We start from the raw sequence: 19425 nt of genomic DNA on the forward strand, positions 1-19425 counted from the left end.
CTGTAGAGGTCATAGATATTCCTCGCTGACGGGGTATTTTATGGCAGTAATTTTTATTTTCGCGTTATGACCTGATTCATTTTGCCCAGATAGCGGTGAGCGACAAGGCGATAAAAGAGTAAAAAAAGATGACGATTCCGACCCGTATTTAAAAATGTGAGATGGATCGAGTGAAATGACTATTTTTAGTTAATAATCAAAAGGTAATATGAAATACGGTGCTGAATGTGCGGGAAATGACATATTAATGCTCGAACTATCCATGACATTACCGATTAAAGTCCAAAACGGCGGATTATTTATTTCTCGCGGCATTGGGCGTCATCCTGCCAGGCGTCTGCAATCGTGGGAAATTATATTTGTGGAAAAAGGCTGCCTGAAAATTCAGGAAGAAGAATGTGTTTTCTGTGTCGAAGCCGGGGAAAGCCTGTTGCTTTGGCCGCATCGCCGCCATATTGGCGTTGAGGAGTTTCCCGCCGATCTTAAATTTTACTGGCTCCATTTTGAGGTCAAAGCGCCGGACAGCGACCCGCGCTGGCTGACGCATCTTTCCGTGCCGCAGCATACCCAGGTTGCCGATCCGCAGGCGCTGATTGCGCTTTTTCGCCAGTTTATGAACGAGCAGGAAAAGCACCAGCGCAGCCCGGCGCTGGAGTTCATCGTGCTGCTGATTTTGCAGCAGCTCACCGTTGATGCCCGGCAGAATGAAAACGCCGAGGCCGCTGGCGTGTCGCTGGCCTGGAAAGTGCAGCAGCTGATTCGAACGCACTATCACCTGCCGCTTTCCAGCTCGGTTCTGGCGAAAGAACTGCATTGCAATGTGGATTATCTGGGACGCGTTTATCGGCGGGTATTTCACCTTACGCTAACGGAAGCCATCCACCGCCAGCGGGTGCGCGAGGCGGAAAAGTTGCTGATTAGCGACGCGCGTTCGTTAAAAGAGGTGGCGGAGCGGTGCGGTTTTAATGACGTTGGTTATTTTCGCCAGATCTTCCGCAAGCACACCGGCCTGACGCCTACCGCCTGGAAGCGGCGCTACAGTAAGGAACACGTTAATTCTTGAGTATAATCTTTGGCCCTCTGACAACGCGGTTGCAAACTGAATGTCCGATGGCGCTTTGCTTATCGGTCCTACAAGAGTTCATCACAACGTATTGATATTGAAAATCTTGTAGGTCGGATAAGGCGCAGCCGCCATCCGACACAGGCTGTGACTGTCGGCATTACTGCCCGTAATAGGCATTCGCGCCGTGTTTACGCAGATAGTGTTTATCGAGCAATTCAGGCTGCATATCCGGTAGCTGCGGGGCCAGCTGGCGCGAGAACAGCCCCATATAGGCGCACTCCTCAAGCACCACGGCGTTGTGGACGGCATCGGCGGCATTTTTACCCCAGGCAAACGGGCCGTGTGAATGAACCAATACCGCCGGGATTTGCGCCGGATCCAGACCGCGCTCTTCAAAGGTTTTAATAATCACCTCGCCGGTCTGATACTCGTACTCGCCGTTAATTTCCTCAACGGTCATCAGTCGGGTACAGGGGATCGCGCCATAGAAATAGTCGGCGTGGGTGGTGCCCCAGGCGGGCAGATCGAGCCCGGCCTGCGACCAGATCGTCGCATGGCGGGAATGGGTATGCACGATCCCGCCGATCTGCGGATAGCGGCGATAGAGCGCCAGATGGGTCGCGGTATCGGACGACGGTTTTTTATGGCCTTCAACGACCTGACCGCTGGCGATCTCTACCACCACCATATCGTCGGCGGTCATCACCTCATATTCGACGCCGGAAGGCTTGATGACCATCAGCTTGCGCGTCTCATCGACCGCGCTGACGTTGCCCCAGGTAAAGGTGACCAGCCTGTGCGCCGGGAGCGCGAGGTTGGCCGCCAGCACCTCGGCTTTCTGTTGCTCTAACATGTGAAACCTCCTTCCTGCATCCGTGATTCAATCCAGCGGCGGGCCTGGATAATTTCCAGCACCGGCTCACTGGCTTTCTCTGTCCACATCTCAATCAGAAATGAACCGCGATAATTCAGCTCATGCAGCGTTTTAAAAATGCCCACAAAATCAACGCATCCTTCGCCAAACGGCACGTCGCGGAACTGGCCGGGGCTATCGCCGGTCACCGGCAGCGTATCTTTCAGATGAATTGCGGCGATACGGTCGATACCCAGCTTCAGCTCGGCGGTCACGTCGTTCCCCCAGGCGCTGAGGTTGCCGACGTCTGGATAAACGGTGAACCACGGTGACGAAAGCATCTCGTCCCACTTTTTCCACTTGCTGATGGAGTTCATAAACGCGGTATCCATGATCTCCACCGCCAGCATCACCTGCGCCGCTGCGGCCTGTTCCACCGCCCACGCCAGCCCTTCGGCGAAACGTTGCTGGGTGCCTTCGTCGTGCTCTTCGTAATAGACGTCGTAACCTGCCAACTGGATGGTGCGGATACCGAGATCGCGCGCCAGGCGAATGGCTTTGGTCATGATTTCACGCGCCCGCTGGCGTACCGCTTCGTCGCGGCTGCCAAAAGGGAAGCGACGATGGGCGGAGAGGCACATCGACGGGATGGCGACGCCGCTTTCCAGCATCGCGTTCACCAGCGAAGCGCGTTGGGCCGAGGTCCACTCCAGGCGTGAGAGACGTTCGTCGGTTTCATCCACCGACATCTCAACAAAATCAAAACCGCAGCTTTTTGCCAGCACCAGCCGCTCTGTCCAACTGAGATCTTTCGCCAGTGCTTTCTCGTAAATACCTAATGGATGATTACGCATGCTTTTCTCCCCAAATGGCGTCAATTTGGGCGTGGAATTCGGCGGCGACCTGCGCCGGATGGGCGGCACCTGCCAGCGCGCGTCCGGCGATAAATGCCTTGACGTTAATGTCGCGGAACAGCGGCAGATCGGCAGGGGTAATGCCGCCGGTAATCGATAGCTCAAGGCCGATGTCGGACAACGCCTTCATGCGCGCCAGATCCGCCTCGCCCCACTGCTGCCCGCTGGCCTGCGCGTCGCGTCCGCGGTGGTAAATCGCCTGGCGAACCCCGACGTGGTACCAGTCTCGGGCGTCGTCCAGCGTCCAGTTGCCGAACAGCTCCATTTGAATTTCACCGCCGCAGGATTGCGCGACGGCGTGGCCTTTCTCGACGGTCGCGAGCGGCGCGGCGCAGATGATAGTCATCCAGTTGGCGCCAGCGCCAAAAGCCTGCTGCGCCAGGGTTTCACCAGCATCGGCCACTTTCCAGTCGGCGACGATGATTTTTTCCGGGCACTGCGCTCGCAGGGCTTTCACCGCGCTAAGGCCTTCGGTTAAACAGAGGATAGTGCCAGCCTCAACGATATCGACATGGTCCTGTAGCAGGGCAACATCGCGCTGCGCGGCCTGAAGTTGGGTATGGTCGAGCGCCAGTTGCAGTAATGGTCGGCTCATAATACGTGCTCCTTAATACGGGCGTGATAGCCCTGTAGTGCGGTAATCAAATCCTGGTATTGGCGGTATTTGCGCTGGTAGAGGGCGTGCGCGGTCATGTCCGGCAGCAGCGTGCGCACCGGGTGCTGCAGGTCGCGTTGGGCCTCGCGGAAATCGCGATATACGCCGGTGCCGACGCGGGCTGCCAGCGCCGCGCCGAAGCAGCCGGTCTCCTCCACCTGCGGCAGCTCGATGCGTAAACCGCTGACGTCCGCCAGCATCTGCATCCAGACGTCGGAGTGGGCCGGGCCGCCGGTAACGCGCAGGGCGCAAACGTCGGTAAAACGTTCACGCATGCGGTTGAGGTGGGTCATATGGCTGAACACCACGCCTTCATAAATCGCCTGCAGCAGGTGCGCGCGGGTGTGCAGCGCCTGCATGCCGTAAAAACCGCAGGTCATCTCCAGTCCGGCATTGCTGCCGTAGAGAAACGGCAGAAAAAAGAGGTCGCTACCGGCTTTCGGCAGGCTGGCAACCGCCTGGTTGATCTCATCAAAAGAGAGGTCGCCCCACTGGGCGGTGAACCATTCAAGGTTGCCGGAAGAGGTCGGGCTGGCTTCGTGAACGATATACTGCCCGTCATTGACGTAGCGGCCATAGACGTAAGGGTGGGCCTCATGGTCGCGCAGGCCGTGAGCGATGCCGCTGGTGACGGCCCAGGTACCCATCACCGCATTGAGGGTCGATTCATCCTCAATACCGGCGCAAAGGGCGGTGGAAACCACGTCAAACAGGCCGCCGACGACGGGGATACCCGCCGCCAGACCGGTGATGGCGGCTGCCTGAGCGGTGATCTCCCCGCATATTTCGGCTGAACCCACCACGGGGGGCAGCGCGCTGTCGATTTCACTGATGCCCAGCCACTCGGTCAGACGCGGGTCGTACTGGCCCGTCGCCATGTTGTAGAGGTTGGACTCGGAGATGTTGCTCTCCTCACAGCCTTTCACGCCGGTTAAGCACCAGCGCAGATAGTCATGCGTCATCATGACGCTGCCTATCTGCGCGTAGCGCTGCGGCTCATTCTCTTTTACCCAGCGTAAAAGGGAGACTGGATGCCCGGTCCACAGGGTTTGCCGGGTCAGCGGGTAGAGTTTTTGCGGAACCGCTTCTTTTTGCCAGCGCTGGACAATTTCCATGGCGCGACGGTCGGAAGAGAGTATCGCTTTACCTAATGGCCGATCGCTTTTATCTAACAGGAACAGGCCCTTACCCTGAGCGGAAATACCCAGACCGCGGATTTGTGAGCCGCTCACCCCGGTGTGCGCCAGCAGTTTGCTGATGACCGAGCCGCACTGTTGCCACAGTTCGGTCATATCGCGTTCAACCCAGCCTGGCTGCGGGCTTAAAGCGTGCAGCGGCAGGCGTTGCACCGCTACTTCCCGGCCTGCGCCATCGTACAACCCGGCTTTTAGCCAACTCCCACCACAATCTAACCCCAGCCAGTAGTTGCTCATGACTTATTGCACCTCGTCCACGGCTTTCAGGAGGTCAGCGCCCTGCGGGTTGTCTTTCAGGAACATATCGCGCACCTGGCTGCCCAGCGCATCGCTGAAGGCTTTACGGTCGATATCGGTCAGGACTTCAACTCCGGCTTCTTTCATGCCATCGATAATTTTTTGCTGATCTTCGGCGACCAGTTTGCGCTGATAGTCACCCGCTTCTTTGGCGGAACTCAGCAGTGCCTCCTGGAACTGCGGGCTTAAAGCGTCGAATTTGGCTTTATTGATCACCAGCAGCAGAGGCGAATAGGCGTGATGAGTGAGGGAGAGGTATTTCTGTACCTCATAGAATTTCGCTGACCACACGACGTTGATAGGGTGTTCCTGGGCATCAATCGTACGGGTTTCGAGGCCGGTATAGACTTCGGAGAATGGCATCGGAATAGGGTTCGCGCCGAAGATTTTAAAGGCCGCGATATTCATTGGGCTGTTGTTAGTGCGGATTTTTAAGCCTTTCAAATCGCCCGGCGTTTTTACCGGCGCGCGGGAGTTGGTGACGTCGCGCCAGCCGTTTTCCCAGTAGGCGAGGACTTTTAACCCTTTTGAATCGAGTGATTTTTTCAGTTCATCGCCGACTTTACCGTCGAGCGTTTTATGCGCATGCGCGGTATCGCGAAACAGGAAGGGGACATCAAGTAAGTTGAATACAGGGGCCAGACCGGTGAAATTGTTCGAACCGGACATTTCCATATCAATGGTTCCGCCGCGCACCCCGCTGATCATTGCCTGGGCGTTACCTAATGTGCTGTCAGGAAAGAGTTTTAGCGTTAATTCGCCGTTAGTTTTTTCTTTTAATAATTCGTTAAATTTTTTCGCGGCAATATGTTGGGAGTCAGTTTGCGGTGTTTCATAACCAAAACGTAAAGATTGCGCCGCCAGAGACGACACGCTGAAAACCGTCAGACCAGCTATCAATAATGAACGAGCAATAACGTGTAATTTCATAATATTATCCTTTAATTAATCCATTTAAGCGGTGTGATAATTAGCTCGGGAATAAAAATAAATAAAACCAGCAGCGACATCAGTACGACAACGTAAGGGAATACGCCTCTTACCGCGTCATCAAATTTCAATTTTGCTACCCCGGAAATAACGTTGAGGACGTTGCCAACGGGCGGTGTGATTAATCCAATGGAGCAGTTAATAATGAACATGACGCCGAAATAAATTGGGTCAATATTGGCTTCTTTAACTAATGGCAATAATACAGGGGTAAGAATTAACACCGTTGGCGTTAAATCCATCACCATACCGACGACCATAATTGAGATCATAATGACGATAAATAAGAGTCGCGGAGAGTCGACCAGCGGCTGCAGCAAATCTGACACCATCATGGGTAATTCCGCGATCGTAATCAGCCAGGCGGATACCTGAGCCGCGGCCACCAGAAACATGACGACTGACGTCGTTTTGGCGGCATTGACCAGCACGTGGTAGAGACTGGAAAACGTTAATTCCCGATAGATAACCACGGCGACAAAGAGGGCGTAAAACGCGGCGACCGCCCCTGCCTCCGTTGGCGTGAAAAGTCCGGAACGGAAGCCGCCGATAATAATCACCGGTAGAAACAGCGCCCAGATACCTGAAACCAATGATTGCCAGATTTCACGCGGTGTTGCTTTGAGCTGAGAAGGGAGATTTAATCGCCCGGCCTGCCACCACCAGGTGAGCATAAGCGCCGCGCCCATCATGATGCCCGGTGCGATCCCGGCCATAAACAGCTTGCTGATCGACAAGCCGCTGGAAACGCCGAAGATAATAAAAGGAATCGAGGGGGGAATAATTGGCGCAATGATCCCGCCGGAAGCGATTAACCCAACGGAGCGGTTGATCGGGTAGTTTGCGGAGCGCATCATCGGCACCAGCAGCGCGGCGACCGCAGCGGTATCTGCTACCGCAGAGCCGGAAAGGCTGGCCATAATCATTGCCGCAATAACACCCACGTAGCCCAGGCCGCCGGGCTTATGGCCGACCAGCTTCATCGGCAGGTCGACAATTCGCTTTGACAGGCCGCCCGCGTTCATGATTTCACCGGCCAAAACAAAAAAGGGAATGGCCAGTAGGGAGAAACTGTCCGCGCCGTTAACCAGGGTTTGCGCCATAATCTGCACGTCAAACATATCCAGGTATGCCATCAGAGCAGCGCCGCAAAGCAGCAGCGACCAGGCGATGGGTAAACCTATCGCGATCCCGCCGAGCAGGCAGCAGAGAAATATCACCACGGCCATGATTAGGCTCCTTGCTGTGGTTGTTGAAAGGAATCGTTATGCGTTATTAAGTGATAAAGCCGACGCAGCTCGATTAACGCGATGGCAACGCTTGTGGGCAGACAGGCGATATACATCAGGCCGATCGGTAAACCGAGGATTGGCGAGTGATCGCTCCAGTCCTGCAACGCTTTTTGCAGGCTGCCCCAGCCTAATGCGAGGCATAACAATAAAATCAGCGAATGTGTCAGCAGCGAGAGTCGACGCTGATTCGCTGGCGAAAGTTTTTCCACCACAAAAGTAACCTGAACGTGAGCGTTATCCATAAATGCAACGATGGCGCCAATAAACGTCAGCCATACAAATAGATAACGTGATAGTTCATCTACCGACAAAATACTGCTCTCAAAACCGTAACGTAAAATAACATTAATAAATACAATGCAGGAAAGTACGGCAATTAATACCGCAAGTATGCCCTCAAGTACCCGCTTCATAACGACTCCATCAGGTTATAGAAACTTATTTCTTTCGATGCTGAATAGTGGAACTTAATTTCTTATGTTTGGTTTATATTAGGTCGGCGCAACGTTGAGTTGCAGGCCGAGAATTAAGGTGATGATGTTTAATTCAGGTTAGCTGCGTGTGGCCTTTTCATCATGTTAATACCATCGCGTAATATATTGATGCGGTGATTAATATCGGCGCTGGCATTGATTTCCAACAATTTAATACCGGTAAACTGCAACAGTTCGGGAGCGGCGGAGGTAATGAGTTCTTTAACATGTTTCTCCGTCATCAGACTTTGTGGACAGAAAGGTGCAAACGGAGCATGGAGGTCCTGCCATTCGCCGTATTCTCCATCCAGCGTTGTACCGGAGAACATCAGCGCCCCGAGTTTTCCAGCCTGTTTGGCCTGCTGCGTGTGGATCAGCGGTAGAGAGGTATCCCGCCCTTCAATAGCCGAGCGCGCCCAGTTAATGCAGACGCTTATGTCATAGTCGGCAATAGTTTCCAGTACGTTTACCAACGGTAAGAATCCTTTGCGCGGTGCGGGGCCGGTCATCGCGTCGCAGTGTTCAAGCACCAGGTCGCAGGACCAGTCCCAGTTGGCAATCTCTTTTAATGAGCGCGCAAAGGCGTCGGTTGCCTGCGCCACGTTCGGATTGCCCCCCAGCGGGGCGGCATGAAGCTCAAGGGCTATGACTTTGCCGGTATTGTTCCCATTGATTTTATTGATCTTCTGATGCAGATGACGATAGTACTCCACGCAGGCTTTACGCTGTTCCTCGTCACTGGACGCTAATCCAAAACCGCCGTTTTCGCTACGGCGGCGCATGGTTTCCATTATCGCGGTGACCACGATTTGCCAGTTCCCTGGTGTATGGCGCAATAACCACTCGTCGCCGAGCGGGTGAAGATGTTCAAGACAAGGCTGCTCCAGCCCCCGGATATCCGGAGTATCAGAGAGTTGCCGCCAGAATTCCGTCTCTTCCTCTTCACTCTTCTGGTGAAATGAGGGTGCACAAGGGTACGCACCGATAATATAACCGGTATTATTTTTCATTTTGTGCTCCAGTAAACTCTATTTTATAAAACGTCTATGGCGACTTTTACGACTATTTTCCGTATCGGCGTAGCAATGCTTTTATTACAACCGGGACGATGAACATCCTGCGGGAAAAACAGGGCATAACTTCCCGGTATCATTTCAATGAATGATTCATGTTCACTGTCGTGATAAAAAATAATATCGCGCTGTTCTAATAATGACTCGCTGATTTGATTATTACCGGTATCAATGGCAACCCCAATTGTCTCTTCGCCCCATGCCAGAAACTGAATATCCAGATAGCGGCGATGGACTTCCGGACGATTTTCAGCAGCATCGCGGGTGGTCATATCGATAATCTGCGCGAAGATATTTTTGCCGTCGATTTCCACTACGCCAGGTTCCAGCGTGCGAAAGTCCGTAGTACGCAGGAAATCGAGCGCCTGCTCTATGGCCGACGGTAGCCGGCACGGATTAGGCTGCGCAATATGTCCAAAAATCATGATGTGGCTCCTTACAGCGCCTGAATTTTGGCCCAGACGCTGTCGTCAATGGTGATACCGTGACGGCGGTTGTCATCCAGCAATTTGGTAAATTCGTGGCCGGGCAGCCGAATCGCGACGTTGTCGTCGGCGCGTTCAGCAGTGGTGATGAAATCCATAATCCGCTGCAGTTTGGCATCGCGGGTTGCGCCATCGATCAGCTTATCCACTTCTATGGCGATGAAGATCTGCGAAACGCCATACTCATCGCTGTTTTCCTGGGTCACTTCGGCAACGGAAGAACCGTTAGAAAGCAGGGTGGCAATCATGTCCAGCACAATCGACAGACCAGATCCTTTCCAGTAACCCATTGGTAAAATGCGGCGATTTTTCTCGATAACGCCCGGTTCTTTGGTCAACTGACCGTTATCGTCGAAACCGCCATCCACCGGCAGTTCGCGGCCCGCCAGACGGTTAACTTCTAACATTCCGTAGGAGAACATCGACATCGACATATCCACCATCGTGATCGGCGTAGACGGGATGGCGACGATCAGCGGATTGGTACCGATACGGCACTCTTTCGCCCCCCACGGCGGCATGACGGCGATGGAGTTGGTCCAGCAAATGCCGATATAGCCTTTTTCCGCCGCCTGCCAGCCGTAGCTGCCGCCGCGCATCCAGTGGTTAGCATTACGTAACGCCACCAGGCCAATACCATGATCGGAAGCCAGCTCGATGGCCCGGTCCATCATCTTTTTCGCCGTCAGGTTGCCGATAGCGCGCTGAGCATCCCACTGTTCGATGGCGCCGAGGCTGGTAACTCGCTGCGGTTTAGCATCAGGAATAATGTCGCCGTTATCCAGTTGCTGGATGAAGCGGGGAAAACGGTTCACGCCGTGGGAATAGACACCGGACTCGGTGGTGCGAGCGAACATTTCCGCGCACTCGTCGGCGGTATCTTCCGCAATATTCCGCGACCGCAAGACGCGGTAGAAGGCCCCTTTTAACTCTTCGAAAGCTACTTTCATCCCTGTTCTCCTGGTCGATTGTTAGAAAATTTAGTATGTTTTTTTGTCGATAAATTTCATAATGCGAAATGTAGTTCCAAATATATAGATCGAAAATTGACATGGCAACGCCAGAGAAGGTTTTTAAAAACGATTAAAATCATCGGGTTATGTTTTTTATGCTGATATCGTGAACTGCAACACACTTTGAGCTACCATCTGATCGCCCAAGAAAGGAGAGAGTTTTCTGATGAGCCAGAACAACGATAAAGAGAAGCCTGCGGGGAGTCAGAGCCTGTTTCGTGGCCTGATGTTGATAGAAATTTTGAGTAACTACCCGAACGGTTGCCCGCTGGCGCACCTGTCGGAGCTGGCGGGGTTGAACAAGAGTACCGTCCATCGTTTGTTGCAGGGGCTTCAATCCTGCGGATATGTGACGCCAGCGCCGGCGGCCGGGAGCTACCGTCTGACGACAAAGTTTATTGCCGTCGGCCAAAAAGCCCTGTCATCGCTGAATATCATCCACGTTGCGGCACCGCACCTTGAGGCGCTCAACCTGACCACCGGCGAGACGGTGAATTTTTCCAGCCGTGAAGATGACCACGCTATCCTGATTTATAAGCTGGAACCGACCACCGGTATGCTGCGCACGCGTGCCTACATTGGCCAGCATATGCCGCTGTACTGCTCGGCGATGGGGAAAATTTATATGGCGTTTGGTCAGCCGGATTATGTGGCGTCTTACTGGGAAAGCCATAAAGAACAGATCCAGCCGCTGACTCGTAATACCATTACCGATTTACCAGCAATGTACGATGAGCTGGCGCAAATTCGTGAAACCAGCATGGCGATGGATCGCGAAGAAAATGAACTGGGCGTTTCCTGTATTGCTGTGCCTGTGTTTGATATTCACCATCGAGTGCCTTACGCCATTTCTATTTCACTGTCGACGTCACGGCTAAAACAGATCGGCGAGAAAAATCTGCTCAAACCGTTGCGTGAAACCGCACAGGCTATCTCTAATGAGCTGGGATTTACCGTTCGCGAATAAGACAGCTCGCCAGGTTTTATCAGGCATCTGACAAAATTTGTCCGTTTGCGTAGTGGGATCAAAGCGGCGGGGAATGGCTCTCTGGCATTCTGGCGTTTTAACGCAGGGGGACAACAATGAACCGGTTTATTATGGCGGATGCGTCGGCGTGTATCGGGTGTCGTACCTGCGAGGTCGCCTGCGTGGTGTCGCATCAGGAGCAGCAGAATAGCGCGGCGGTGACGACGGCGGACTTTGTGCCGCGTATCCGGGTGATAAAAGAGGATTGCTTCACCACGGCCACGGTCTGCCATCAGTGTGAGGACGCGCCGTGCGCGAATGTCTGCCCGGTACAGGCGATTCGCCGTGATCGGGGGCATATCTTCGTGACGTCATCGCGCTGCATTGGTTGTAAAAGCTGTATGCTGGCTTGCCCGTTTGGTGCGATGACCGTGGTGGCGTCCGCGTCAGGCGCGCAGGCGATTAAATGCGATCTTTGCTGGCATCGTGAAGCGGGGCCGGCGTGCGTGGAAGCCTGCCCGACCAGTGCGTTACAGTGCGTTGACGCAGCACACGTGCAGCGCCAGCGCCTCTATTCTCAACCTTTCTGAATGTCGTTCCGGCCTGCATGATGGCCGGAATAGCCGTCAGCCTTCACGCCAGGCGCGTTCTATCTCTTCTGCCAGAATTTTTACGCCCGCCTCGATTTTATCCGGTTCAGGCACGTAGTTCATCCGCATACACTGGTGTGTGTGCGGCCAGGGTTTATCCAGTCCGGGAAAGAAATAGTGGCCTGGCACCATCAGCACGCCGCGCGCTTTCAAGCGTTGATAGAGTAACTCGGTGGTAATCGGCAGATCTTTAAACCACAGCCACAAAAATATTGCGCCTTCTGGTTTATGAATCAGGCAGCGTTCTTCGGATAAATAGCGACGAATGATCGCGATCGTCTGTTGAACGCGCTGATAGTAGAAAGGTTTGATAACCGTTTCCGACAGCCGCAGCAGATCGTTACGCTTAATCATTTCGCACATCATCGCCGGGCCCATGCCCCCGGGCGCAAGGCTGATGATGCCGTTCATGTTGGCAATGGCGGTAATCGTCTTATCATTGGCGATGATAATCCCGCAGCGGGAACCGGGCAGCCCCAGCTTCGAGAGGCTCATACACAGGATAATATTGGGGTTCCACAGCGGGCGCGCCTCGCTAAAGATAATGCCCGGAAACGGTACACCGTAAGCGTTATCAATCACCAGTGGGATGTTGTGCTGATTCGCCAGTCTGTCCAGCTTCATCAGCTCTTCGTCGGTGATAACGTTACCGGTTGGGTTGGTCGGGCGCGAGACGCAAATCATCCCCGTTTCTTCGCCGATGTGCAGATGCTCAAAATCGACGTGATACTTAAACTGGCCTTCCGGCAGCAGCTCAATATTCGGGCGCGCCGAAACGAAGAGGTCGTCTTCCAGACCGGAATCCGCATAGCCGATGTATTCCGGCGCAAGCGGGAATAGTACCTTTTTCGTACTGCCATCGGCGCGACGTCCGGCGAAGAGATTAAATAAGTAGAAAAACGCGCTCTGACTGCCATTTGTCAGCGCAATATTCTGTGGTTCGATATCCCATCCCAGCGTTTCACGTAGCAGTACGGCCAGTGCATTCAGTAGCGCCGTTTTTCCCTGGGGGCCGTCATAATTACAAAGCGCATCAGCGGCTTTGCCGCTTTCTACCATCTCTGTCAGTAGCGTCTGGAAATAATCCTGCATTGCAGGGATGTGTGCCGGGTTACCGCCGCCAAGCATGATGGCGCCTGGCGTGCGTAAGCCGTCGTTGAGATCCTCCATCAGGCGGGTAATGCCTGAATGGCGGGTAAATTTATCGCCGAAAAGTGAAAATGTCATAACGGGTGATCTATCGAACTGTCTGTCAAAGTGGATAACCATAACGCTACAAATGGCGGGGCGCAAATGGGGGTCAGGCGGTGGTATTGATGTTTTATGCTACAAATTTTTATCAGGTTAGTTTTTTATTTTGAAGGGGCTACCGGTACGCGAGGAGACCGGTAGCGCCACGATTAGCGGCGGCCCGCCCAGACGACCATCACCGTATCGTCGCCGTACTGGCGTACAAAACCGTACCCGTGTTTTAGCGTCAGCGTGGTTTGTTGGCCTGCGCCGATGGCGGGATGTCTGGCGCGGAACTGGCTAATACGCTGCCAGTGCGCGACGGCTGCGGCTGACTTTCCGCTCACGTCCTGCCAGTTCATATCTGAACGGGTGCCTTGCAGCGGGTCGGAGCCGGTGGGGCCGAAGGGACGAGCGGATTCATCGCCGTAAAAGATCTGCACCGCGCCCGGCGAAAGCAGCAGCAGTTCCGCCGCCTTATCACCGCCCTCACGGAAAAGGCGCGTATCATGCGAGGAGAGGTAACTTAATACGTTGAAATCCTGCATTTTATCCGCCATCTGCTGCCAGACTGGCCCCATTTCCGCCAGGCAATCGACCGCTTTCGCCGCCTGCTCCTGATAATCAAAATTGATCATCGCGTCGAAACCATAGCGATAATAATCACTTTTCATGACGCCGTGGCCCCACGCTTCGCCAGTCATCCAGAACGGGCTATCATCCAGCGCTTTGTCCGGATTGGCCTGCTTCCATTCACGTAACGCCGCGCTGGCCTGGGTTTTTAGCTGTTGCCAGGCAGGAAGCTCAACGTTTTTGGCAGTATCGACCCGGAACCCGTCAATGCCGTAATCATGTACCCACTGGCTTAACCAGTGAGTCAGATAATCCCGTGGCGTATAGCCCTCAATGAACTTTGCTTTAGTATCGGGTTTGTTGGCATAGAACGCGGGTAGACCGGAAGGCGTGGTAGATTCCGTTTTTATATCCGGCAGGAAGGCCAGCGACAGGGTTAAATCGTCAAATCCCGGACTGTCGTAGTCGCCAATATCGGTACGAATCCACTTTTTCCCCCACCATTTTTCCCAGGCGGCGCTGTCGCTGAAGTTGATGTAGTCGTTAAAGCTGTGCCAGCTTTGTCCGGCGGCGGGTCGCCAGTTTGTCCAGCGATCGCCGAGAATTTTTTGCCGTTCCGCGCCGGATAAATAGAGCGCGCCGAACTGATACTCCTGCATATCCGCCAGCGTGGCGTAACCGGCATGATTCATTACTACGTCAAATAAAATACGGATGCCGCGCTGGTGCGCGCCGTCGACCAGCGCGCGGAGATCGGCTTCGCTGCCCATATTGGCATCCAGCGTCGTCCAGTCCTGAGTGTAATAGCCGTGATAGGCGTAATGAGGAAAATCGCCTTTTGTCCCGCCGCCGACCCAGCCGTGGATCTGTTCAAACGGCGAGCTTATCCACAAGGCGTTCACGCCTAATTGCTGTAGATAGTCCAGTTTACTCGTCAACCCGCGTAAATCGCCGCCGTGGAAAGTGCCAATCTCTTGCATACCATCCTTATGGCGACCATAGCTGTGGTCGTTGGTTGGATCGCCATTGCGAAAGCGATCCGTAAGCACAAAATAAACGGTGGCGTTGCGCCAGTTAAAAGGCGCTGATGCATGGGTTTCCGCGTGTTCCAGCAATAAAAGCCCGTGGCTGTCGGCAGGTTGCAGCGTGATTTGCCCGTTTTGGACGGTATCGGTTTGACCACTGTAATAATCGCGCACTACCTTTCCTTCCGGAAAGGTCTGGCGAACATCCAGCGTGAGCGGCGAACCATCCCAGACGGGACACTGGTAGGCGAGCTGCGCGGTGCGTTCAGGTTCAGTTTTTATCGATAACAACAGGGTCGGCGTACCGGAGCGGGTATCTACCGTTATCGTATAGTCGCCATCTTTAAACAAACGCCATTGCGGTGGCGCGCCTTCGCAGGGTTTTAACGACAACATTTGGTTGAGTTTTATGGCGCCGGAGGGCTGCCAGCACTGCTGGTCAATATGGAGCGTTAACGCGCGTGTACCTTTTGTTAATGCAGCATGGCTGGTAAAGCGCCCGGTTTCCTGCGTCGAGAACGTCGGAAAACCGGGTGAGGTCCATGATGAGGCGATCGCGATACCGGGTATCAGCGTCAGAGCGAAGGCGGCAAGTTTCATCACGCTATCCTTTGTGGGCAATATTCATCAGCTTGCCTGGTTTTTAGGCGAATGAACTCCTCCTCAGCAGAGAGTCGCGCAGGAGGAGGCGCGAGGGTGAGCGACGAGGCGCAAAAAAACGCCTCTATTTGCGATAAGCACCACATTTTATTGGCATTATTGCTGCCTGTTATCGTTAATAGTTGACATAGTTTCGGATTAAGACTATTCCCTGAGGTGCTTTTTAAGCCTATTTTTGCTAGAATTTGGGGTTCAAACCTCAACTTCGTGAAAAATAAAAGGTGTTGGAATGTATCAATCCGACCAGGAGACCTAATGATATTGACTCCCATGCGACGATATGGGGCAATGATTCTTATGTTACTCACCATCGCATTTTCGGGTGAGGTGCTGGCAAAGACGCACGCAACACAAACGAGTCAAAAGTCCCACATAACTGAGACAAGTTATAAACAGGTTAGCAGTAAACAAGAGTATTCTCGCAATAGTGCAAAGAGCAGTTCACTTCCTGATTTGCGAAAATACCCTTCCGGAACCCCCAGAAAAAAAGCGTTTCTCCGGACCGTTATGCCTTACATCACCAGCCAAAATGCCGCGATTACCGCGGACCGTAATTGGCTGATCTCAAAACAGTACCAGAACCGCTGGTCGCCGTCTGAACGCGCGCGTATGAAAGATATCGCGAAGCGCTATAAAGTGAGCTGGTCCGGCAACACGCGTCGTATTCCGTGGAATACGTTGCTGGAGCGCGTCGACATTATCCCAACCAGCATGGTGGCGACGATGGCGGCGGCGGAAAGCGGCTGGGGAACCTCTAAACTGGCGCGTAGTAACAATAACCTGTTCGGCATGAAGTGCACGAAAGGGCGTTGTACCAATACGCCGGGTAAGGTGAAAGGTTACTCGCAATTCGCGTCGGTTGAGGAGTCGGTGAGCGCGTATGTCGCCAACCTGAACACGCATCCGGCTTATTCCTCTTTCCGCAAGTCGCGCGCCCAACTGCGTAAGGCGGATCAGGAAGTCACCGCCACGGCGATGATTCATAAGCTGAAGGGTTACTCTACCCAGGGGTCGCGCTATAACAACTACTTGTTCGCGATGTACCAGGACAACCAGCGTCTGATCGCCGCGCATATGTAATTCTGTGTGCCGGATGGCGCTACGCTATCCGGCTTACAAGGCGTCTGTAGGCTGGGTAAACTACAACAACGCTTCACTATGCTGGTCGCGATACTCCTTCGGCGTAGTGACGTACTCCTTTTTAAACACCGAATAGAAATATTGCAGTGACGGGTAGCCGCACATTTGCGAAATTTCGTTTATCGCCAACGTGGTAGAAATCAACAAACTACGCGCTTTTTCCAGCTTTTCGGCGTGGATCAGCGCATGTATCGTCTCGCCAACTTCTTCCTTAAAACGTTTTTCCAGGTTTGAACGTGAAATCCCAACCGCGTCCAGCACCTGCTCGACTTTAATGCCCTTACAGGCATGGTTACGAATAAAGTGCATCGCCTGGATAACCGCCGGATCGGTCAGGGAGCGATAGTCTGTCGAGCGGCGCGCAATGACGCGCACCGGCGGCACCAGAATGCGCTGTAAAGGCATCTCTTCACGCGCCAGCAAACGGTGCAGCAGCTTCGCCGCCTGATAGCCCATTTGCCGCGCCCCCTGCGCGACGGAGGAAAGCGCGACGCGCGACAGATAACGGGTTAACTCTTCGTTATCAATACCGATAACGCAAAGTTTTTCCGGCACCGGAATATGCAGGTGTTCGCAGGCCTGCAATACGTGACGGGCGCGGGCATCCGTTACGGCAATGATGCCGGTTTGCGGCGGCAGCGTCTGAAGCCAGTCGGCGAGGCGATTTTGCGCGTGCTGCCAGTTTTCCGGCGCGGTTTCCAGCCCCTGATAGACTACGCCGCGGTATTTTTCCTCGGCGACCAGCTGGCGAAAGGCGTATTCCCGTTCCGCCGCCCAATGTTTGCGGCTGGAGTCGGGCAAACCGTAAAACGCGAAGCGGTTAACGCCTTTTTCTTTTAAATGCAGGAAAGCGCTTTCAACGAGCGCATGATTATCGGTGGCGATGTAATGAACGGCGGGATAATTTTCAGCAAGATGGTAAGAACCGCCGACCCCGACAATGGGTACGTCGACATCGGCCAATAATTGCGCGATATCGTCATCATCGTAATCGGCAATAACGCCGTCGCCTAACCACTCTTTAATGTTATCGATACGGGCACGGAAATCTTCCTCAATAAATATATCCCATTCGGATTGCGAGGCTTGTAAATATTCACCCACCCCCTCCACTACCTGACGGTCATAGGCTTTATTCGCGTTAAATAACAGAGTGATGCGGTGACGTTTATCAAACATGAGGATATATCCTGCAAAAGTGAACCTGGACTCATGGATACTATCAAAACGGCTGACATAACGGTCTGGCGAATGATGACAAATTATTTTGCGCCTGAAACGTTATGCGAAATTCATCACAGCAAACGGCGGATGACAATTGTCATTTCTTATCTATATATTACGGTTTTTTGTTTATTTGCCAGGATTCGATCGCGATCGCTTTTTTCTTCTGTGGTTTTCAGCGTTTTTTTGAGAGCCAGAGCACATTTGGGGATTCTCTTAATAGCGGTGTGAAATAACGTAATTGAGCAATAAATCAGGAAATTCCAGTATGACGTTATGTCGTTTACTTGCCGTCTTATCTGATTATGGAGCTCACTATGCAGGCTTATTTTGACCAACTCGATCGTGTTCGCTATGAAGGCCCTCAATCGACTAACCCGCTGGCATTTCGTCATTACAATCCCGACGAGCTGGTTTTAGGTAAACGTATGGAAGATCACCTGCGTTTCGCGGCCTGTTACTGGCATACCTTCTGCTGGAACGGCGCGGATATGTTTGGTGTAGGCGCGTTTAATCGTCCGTGGCAGCAACCGGGCGAAGCGCTGGAGCTGGCGAAACGCAAAGCGGACGTGGCGTTTGAATTTTTCCACAAACTGAATGTGCCTTTTTATTGCTTCCATGACGTGGATGTGTCGCCGGAAGGCGCGTCGTTGAAAGAATATAAAAACAACTTCGCGCAGATGGTGGATGTGCTGGCGGCGAAACAGGAGCAGAGCGGCGTAAAACTGCTGTGGGGAACGGCGAACTGCTTTACCAACCCACGCTATGGCGCAGGCGCCGCCACTAACCCGGATCCGGAAGTCTTTAGCTGGGCAGCGACGCAAGTGGTTACGGCAATGAACGCCACGCATAAACTGGGCGGCGAAAATTACGTCCTGTGGGGCGGGCGCGAAGGTTATGAAACGTTGCTGAATACCGATCTGCGCCAGGAACGCGAACAGATTGGCCGCTTTATGCAAATGGTGGTCGAGCACAAACATAAAATGGGTTTCCAGGGCACGCTGCTGATTGAACCGAAACCGCAGGAACCGACTAAACATCAGTATGATTATGACGTTGCAACGGTTTATGGCTTCCTCAAACAGTTCGGCCTGGAAAAAGAGATCAAAGTGAACATTGAGGCGAACCACGCGACGCTGGCGGGCCATTCGTTCCACCATGAAATCGCGACCGCTATCGCGCTGGGTATTTTTGGCTCCGTTGATGCCAACCGCGGCGATGCGCAACTGGGCTGGGATACCGATCAGTTCCCGATTAGCGTTGAAGAGAACGCGCTGGTGATGTACGAAATCCTGAAAGCGGGCGGATTCACGACGGGCGGTCTCAACTTCGACGCCAAAGTTCGTCGCCAGAGCACCGATAAATACGATCTGTTCTACGGTCATATCGGCGCGATGGATACGATGGCGTTGTCGCTGAAAATCGCCGCGCGTATGGTTGAAGACGGCGAGCTGGATAAACGCGTGGCGAAGCGCTATGCCGGCTGGAATGGCGAGCTGGGTCAGCAGATTCTGAAAGGACAACTCTCCTTAGGCGAACTGGCGCAGTATGCGGAGCAGCATAATCTGGCGCCAGTACATCAAAGCGGTCATCAGGAGCTGTTAGAAAATCTGGTTAACCGTTATCTGTTTGATAAATAACCCTATCTA

At 53.4% G+C, this 19425-nt stretch carries 18 protein-coding genes; 5 read left to right on the forward strand and 13 right to left on the reverse strand.

Going from position 1 to position 19425, the window contains the following annotated elements:
* Window positions 1-247: 247 nt before the first annotated feature.
* The gene (locus ACLJRS_RS16990; protein WP_000891816.1) at window positions 248-1063 is read left to right on the forward strand and encodes a helix-turn-helix domain-containing protein; all 816 of its coding nucleotides are present in this window, start codon (window positions 248-250) and stop codon (window positions 1061-1063) included.
* A gap of 160 nt (window positions 1064-1223) precedes the next feature.
* Here ACLJRS_RS16990 and araD read toward each other — a convergent pair whose 3' ends face one another.
* From araD to yiaK, 10 genes are all read right to left on the reverse strand, one after another.
* Window positions 1224-1919 carry an L-ribulose-5-phosphate 4-epimerase gene (gene araD / locus ACLJRS_RS16995; protein WP_000893332.1) on the reverse strand — a complete coding sequence of 232 codons (696 nt, stop codon included), beginning with the start codon at window positions 1917-1919 and terminating at the stop codon, window positions 1224-1226.
* Window positions 1913-2773 (reverse strand): L-ribulose-5-phosphate 3-epimerase, encoded by an 861-nt coding sequence (locus ACLJRS_RS17000; protein WP_001244044.1) that lies wholly within the window; start codon window positions 2771-2773, stop codon window positions 1913-1915. The genes araD and ACLJRS_RS17000 overlap by 7 nt, the downstream gene beginning before the upstream one ends.
* The gene (gene ulaD / locus ACLJRS_RS17005; protein ID WP_000089522.1) at window positions 2766-3428 is read right to left on the reverse strand and encodes a 3-keto-L-gulonate-6-phosphate decarboxylase UlaD; all 663 of its coding nucleotides are present in this window, start codon (window positions 3426-3428) and stop codon (window positions 2766-2768) included. Before ulaD ends, ACLJRS_RS17000 begins: the two co-directional genes overlap by 8 nt.
* The gene (locus ACLJRS_RS17010; protein WP_000074085.1) at window positions 3425-4921 is read right to left on the reverse strand and encodes an FGGY-family carbohydrate kinase; all 1497 of its coding nucleotides are present in this window, start codon (window positions 4919-4921) and stop codon (window positions 3425-3427) included. Before ACLJRS_RS17010 ends, ulaD begins: the two co-directional genes overlap by 4 nt.
* 3 nt (window positions 4922-4924) lie before the next feature.
* Window positions 4925-5911, reverse strand: coding sequence for a 2,3-diketo-L-gulonate TRAP transporter substrate-binding protein YiaO (gene yiaO / locus ACLJRS_RS17015; RefSeq protein ID WP_000766337.1), 987 nt, complete (start codon window positions 5909-5911; stop codon window positions 4925-4927).
* 11 nt (window positions 5912-5922) lie between these two features.
* Window positions 5923-7200 (reverse strand): 2,3-diketo-L-gulonate TRAP transporter large permease YiaN, encoded by a 1278-nt coding sequence (gene yiaN / locus ACLJRS_RS17020; RefSeq protein WP_000301818.1) that lies wholly within the window; start codon window positions 7198-7200, stop codon window positions 5923-5925.
* A gap of 2 nt (window positions 7201-7202) precedes the next feature.
* Window positions 7203-7676 (reverse strand): 2,3-diketo-L-gulonate TRAP transporter small permease YiaM, encoded by a 474-nt coding sequence (yiaM, locus tag ACLJRS_RS17025; RefSeq protein ID WP_000832315.1) that lies wholly within the window; start codon window positions 7674-7676, stop codon window positions 7203-7205.
* Window positions 7677-7804: 128 nt separating this feature from the next.
* Entirely contained in the window at window positions 7805-8746 is a 942-nt protein-coding gene (locus ACLJRS_RS17030) for a DUF4862 family protein (protein ID WP_001750186.1), read from the reverse strand.
* A gap of 23 nt (window positions 8747-8769) precedes the next feature.
* Window positions 8770-9234, reverse strand: coding sequence for a YhcH/YjgK/YiaL family protein (locus ACLJRS_RS17035; RefSeq protein WP_000576108.1), 465 nt, complete (start codon window positions 9232-9234; stop codon window positions 8770-8772).
* Between the two features lie 11 nt (window positions 9235-9245).
* The gene (gene yiaK, locus ACLJRS_RS17040; RefSeq protein ID WP_000861183.1) at window positions 9246-10244 is read right to left on the reverse strand and encodes a 3-dehydro-L-gulonate 2-dehydrogenase; all 999 of its coding nucleotides are present in this window, start codon (window positions 10242-10244) and stop codon (window positions 9246-9248) included.
* A 229-nt stretch (window positions 10245-10473) separates the two neighbouring features.
* Here yiaK and yiaJ point away from each other — a divergent pair, with 229 nt between their 5' ends.
* On the forward strand, window positions 10474-11274 hold the full coding sequence (yiaJ, locus tag ACLJRS_RS17045) for an IclR family transcriptional regulator YiaJ (protein ID WP_000081341.1): 801 nt from the start codon (window positions 10474-10476) through the stop codon (window positions 11272-11274).
* A gap of 116 nt (window positions 11275-11390) precedes the next feature.
* On the forward strand, window positions 11391-11864 hold the full coding sequence (locus ACLJRS_RS17050; RefSeq protein ID WP_001078814.1) for a 4Fe-4S dicluster domain-containing protein: 474 nt from the start codon (window positions 11391-11393) through the stop codon (window positions 11862-11864).
* Between the two features lie 36 nt (window positions 11865-11900).
* Here the strand turns inward: ACLJRS_RS17050 and avtA are convergent, their stop codons facing one another.
* Both avtA and ACLJRS_RS17060 read right to left on the reverse strand, forming a co-directional pair.
* On the reverse strand, window positions 11901-13151 hold the full coding sequence (gene avtA / locus ACLJRS_RS17055; RefSeq protein WP_000144384.1) for a valine--pyruvate transaminase: 1251 nt from the start codon (window positions 13149-13151) through the stop codon (window positions 11901-11903).
* A 173-nt stretch (window positions 13152-13324) separates the two neighbouring features.
* Window positions 13325-15352, reverse strand: a complete 2028-nt coding sequence (locus tag ACLJRS_RS17060) for an alpha-amylase (RefSeq protein WP_410957866.1) — start codon at window positions 15350-15352, stop codon at window positions 13325-13327.
* Between the two features lie 315 nt (window positions 15353-15667).
* On the opposite strand from ACLJRS_RS17060, the gene ACLJRS_RS17065 reads away from it, so the two are divergent.
* Window positions 15668-16492, forward strand: a complete 825-nt coding sequence (locus tag ACLJRS_RS17065) for a protein bax (RefSeq protein ID WP_001575119.1) — start codon at window positions 15668-15670, stop codon at window positions 16490-16492.
* A 60-nt stretch (window positions 16493-16552) separates the two neighbouring features.
* Here the strand turns inward: ACLJRS_RS17065 and xylR are convergent, their stop codons facing one another.
* Window positions 16553-17731 carry a D-xylose utilization transcriptional activator XylR gene (gene xylR / locus ACLJRS_RS17070; protein ID WP_000459824.1) on the reverse strand — a complete coding sequence of 393 codons (1179 nt, stop codon included), beginning with the start codon at window positions 17729-17731 and terminating at the stop codon, window positions 16553-16555.
* A 362-nt stretch (window positions 17732-18093) separates the two neighbouring features.
* On the opposite strand from xylR, the gene xylA reads away from it, so the two are divergent.
* The gene (gene xylA / locus ACLJRS_RS17075; RefSeq protein WP_001149561.1) at window positions 18094-19416 is read left to right on the forward strand and encodes a xylose isomerase; all 1323 of its coding nucleotides are present in this window, start codon (window positions 18094-18096) and stop codon (window positions 19414-19416) included.
* The last annotated feature ends 9 nt before the right edge of the window (window positions 19417-19425 follow it).

This window comes from Salmonella sp. SAL00670 (assembly GCF_046552235.1).
Classification (GTDB): domain Bacteria; phylum Pseudomonadota; class Gammaproteobacteria; order Enterobacterales; family Enterobacteriaceae; genus Salmonella; species Salmonella enterica.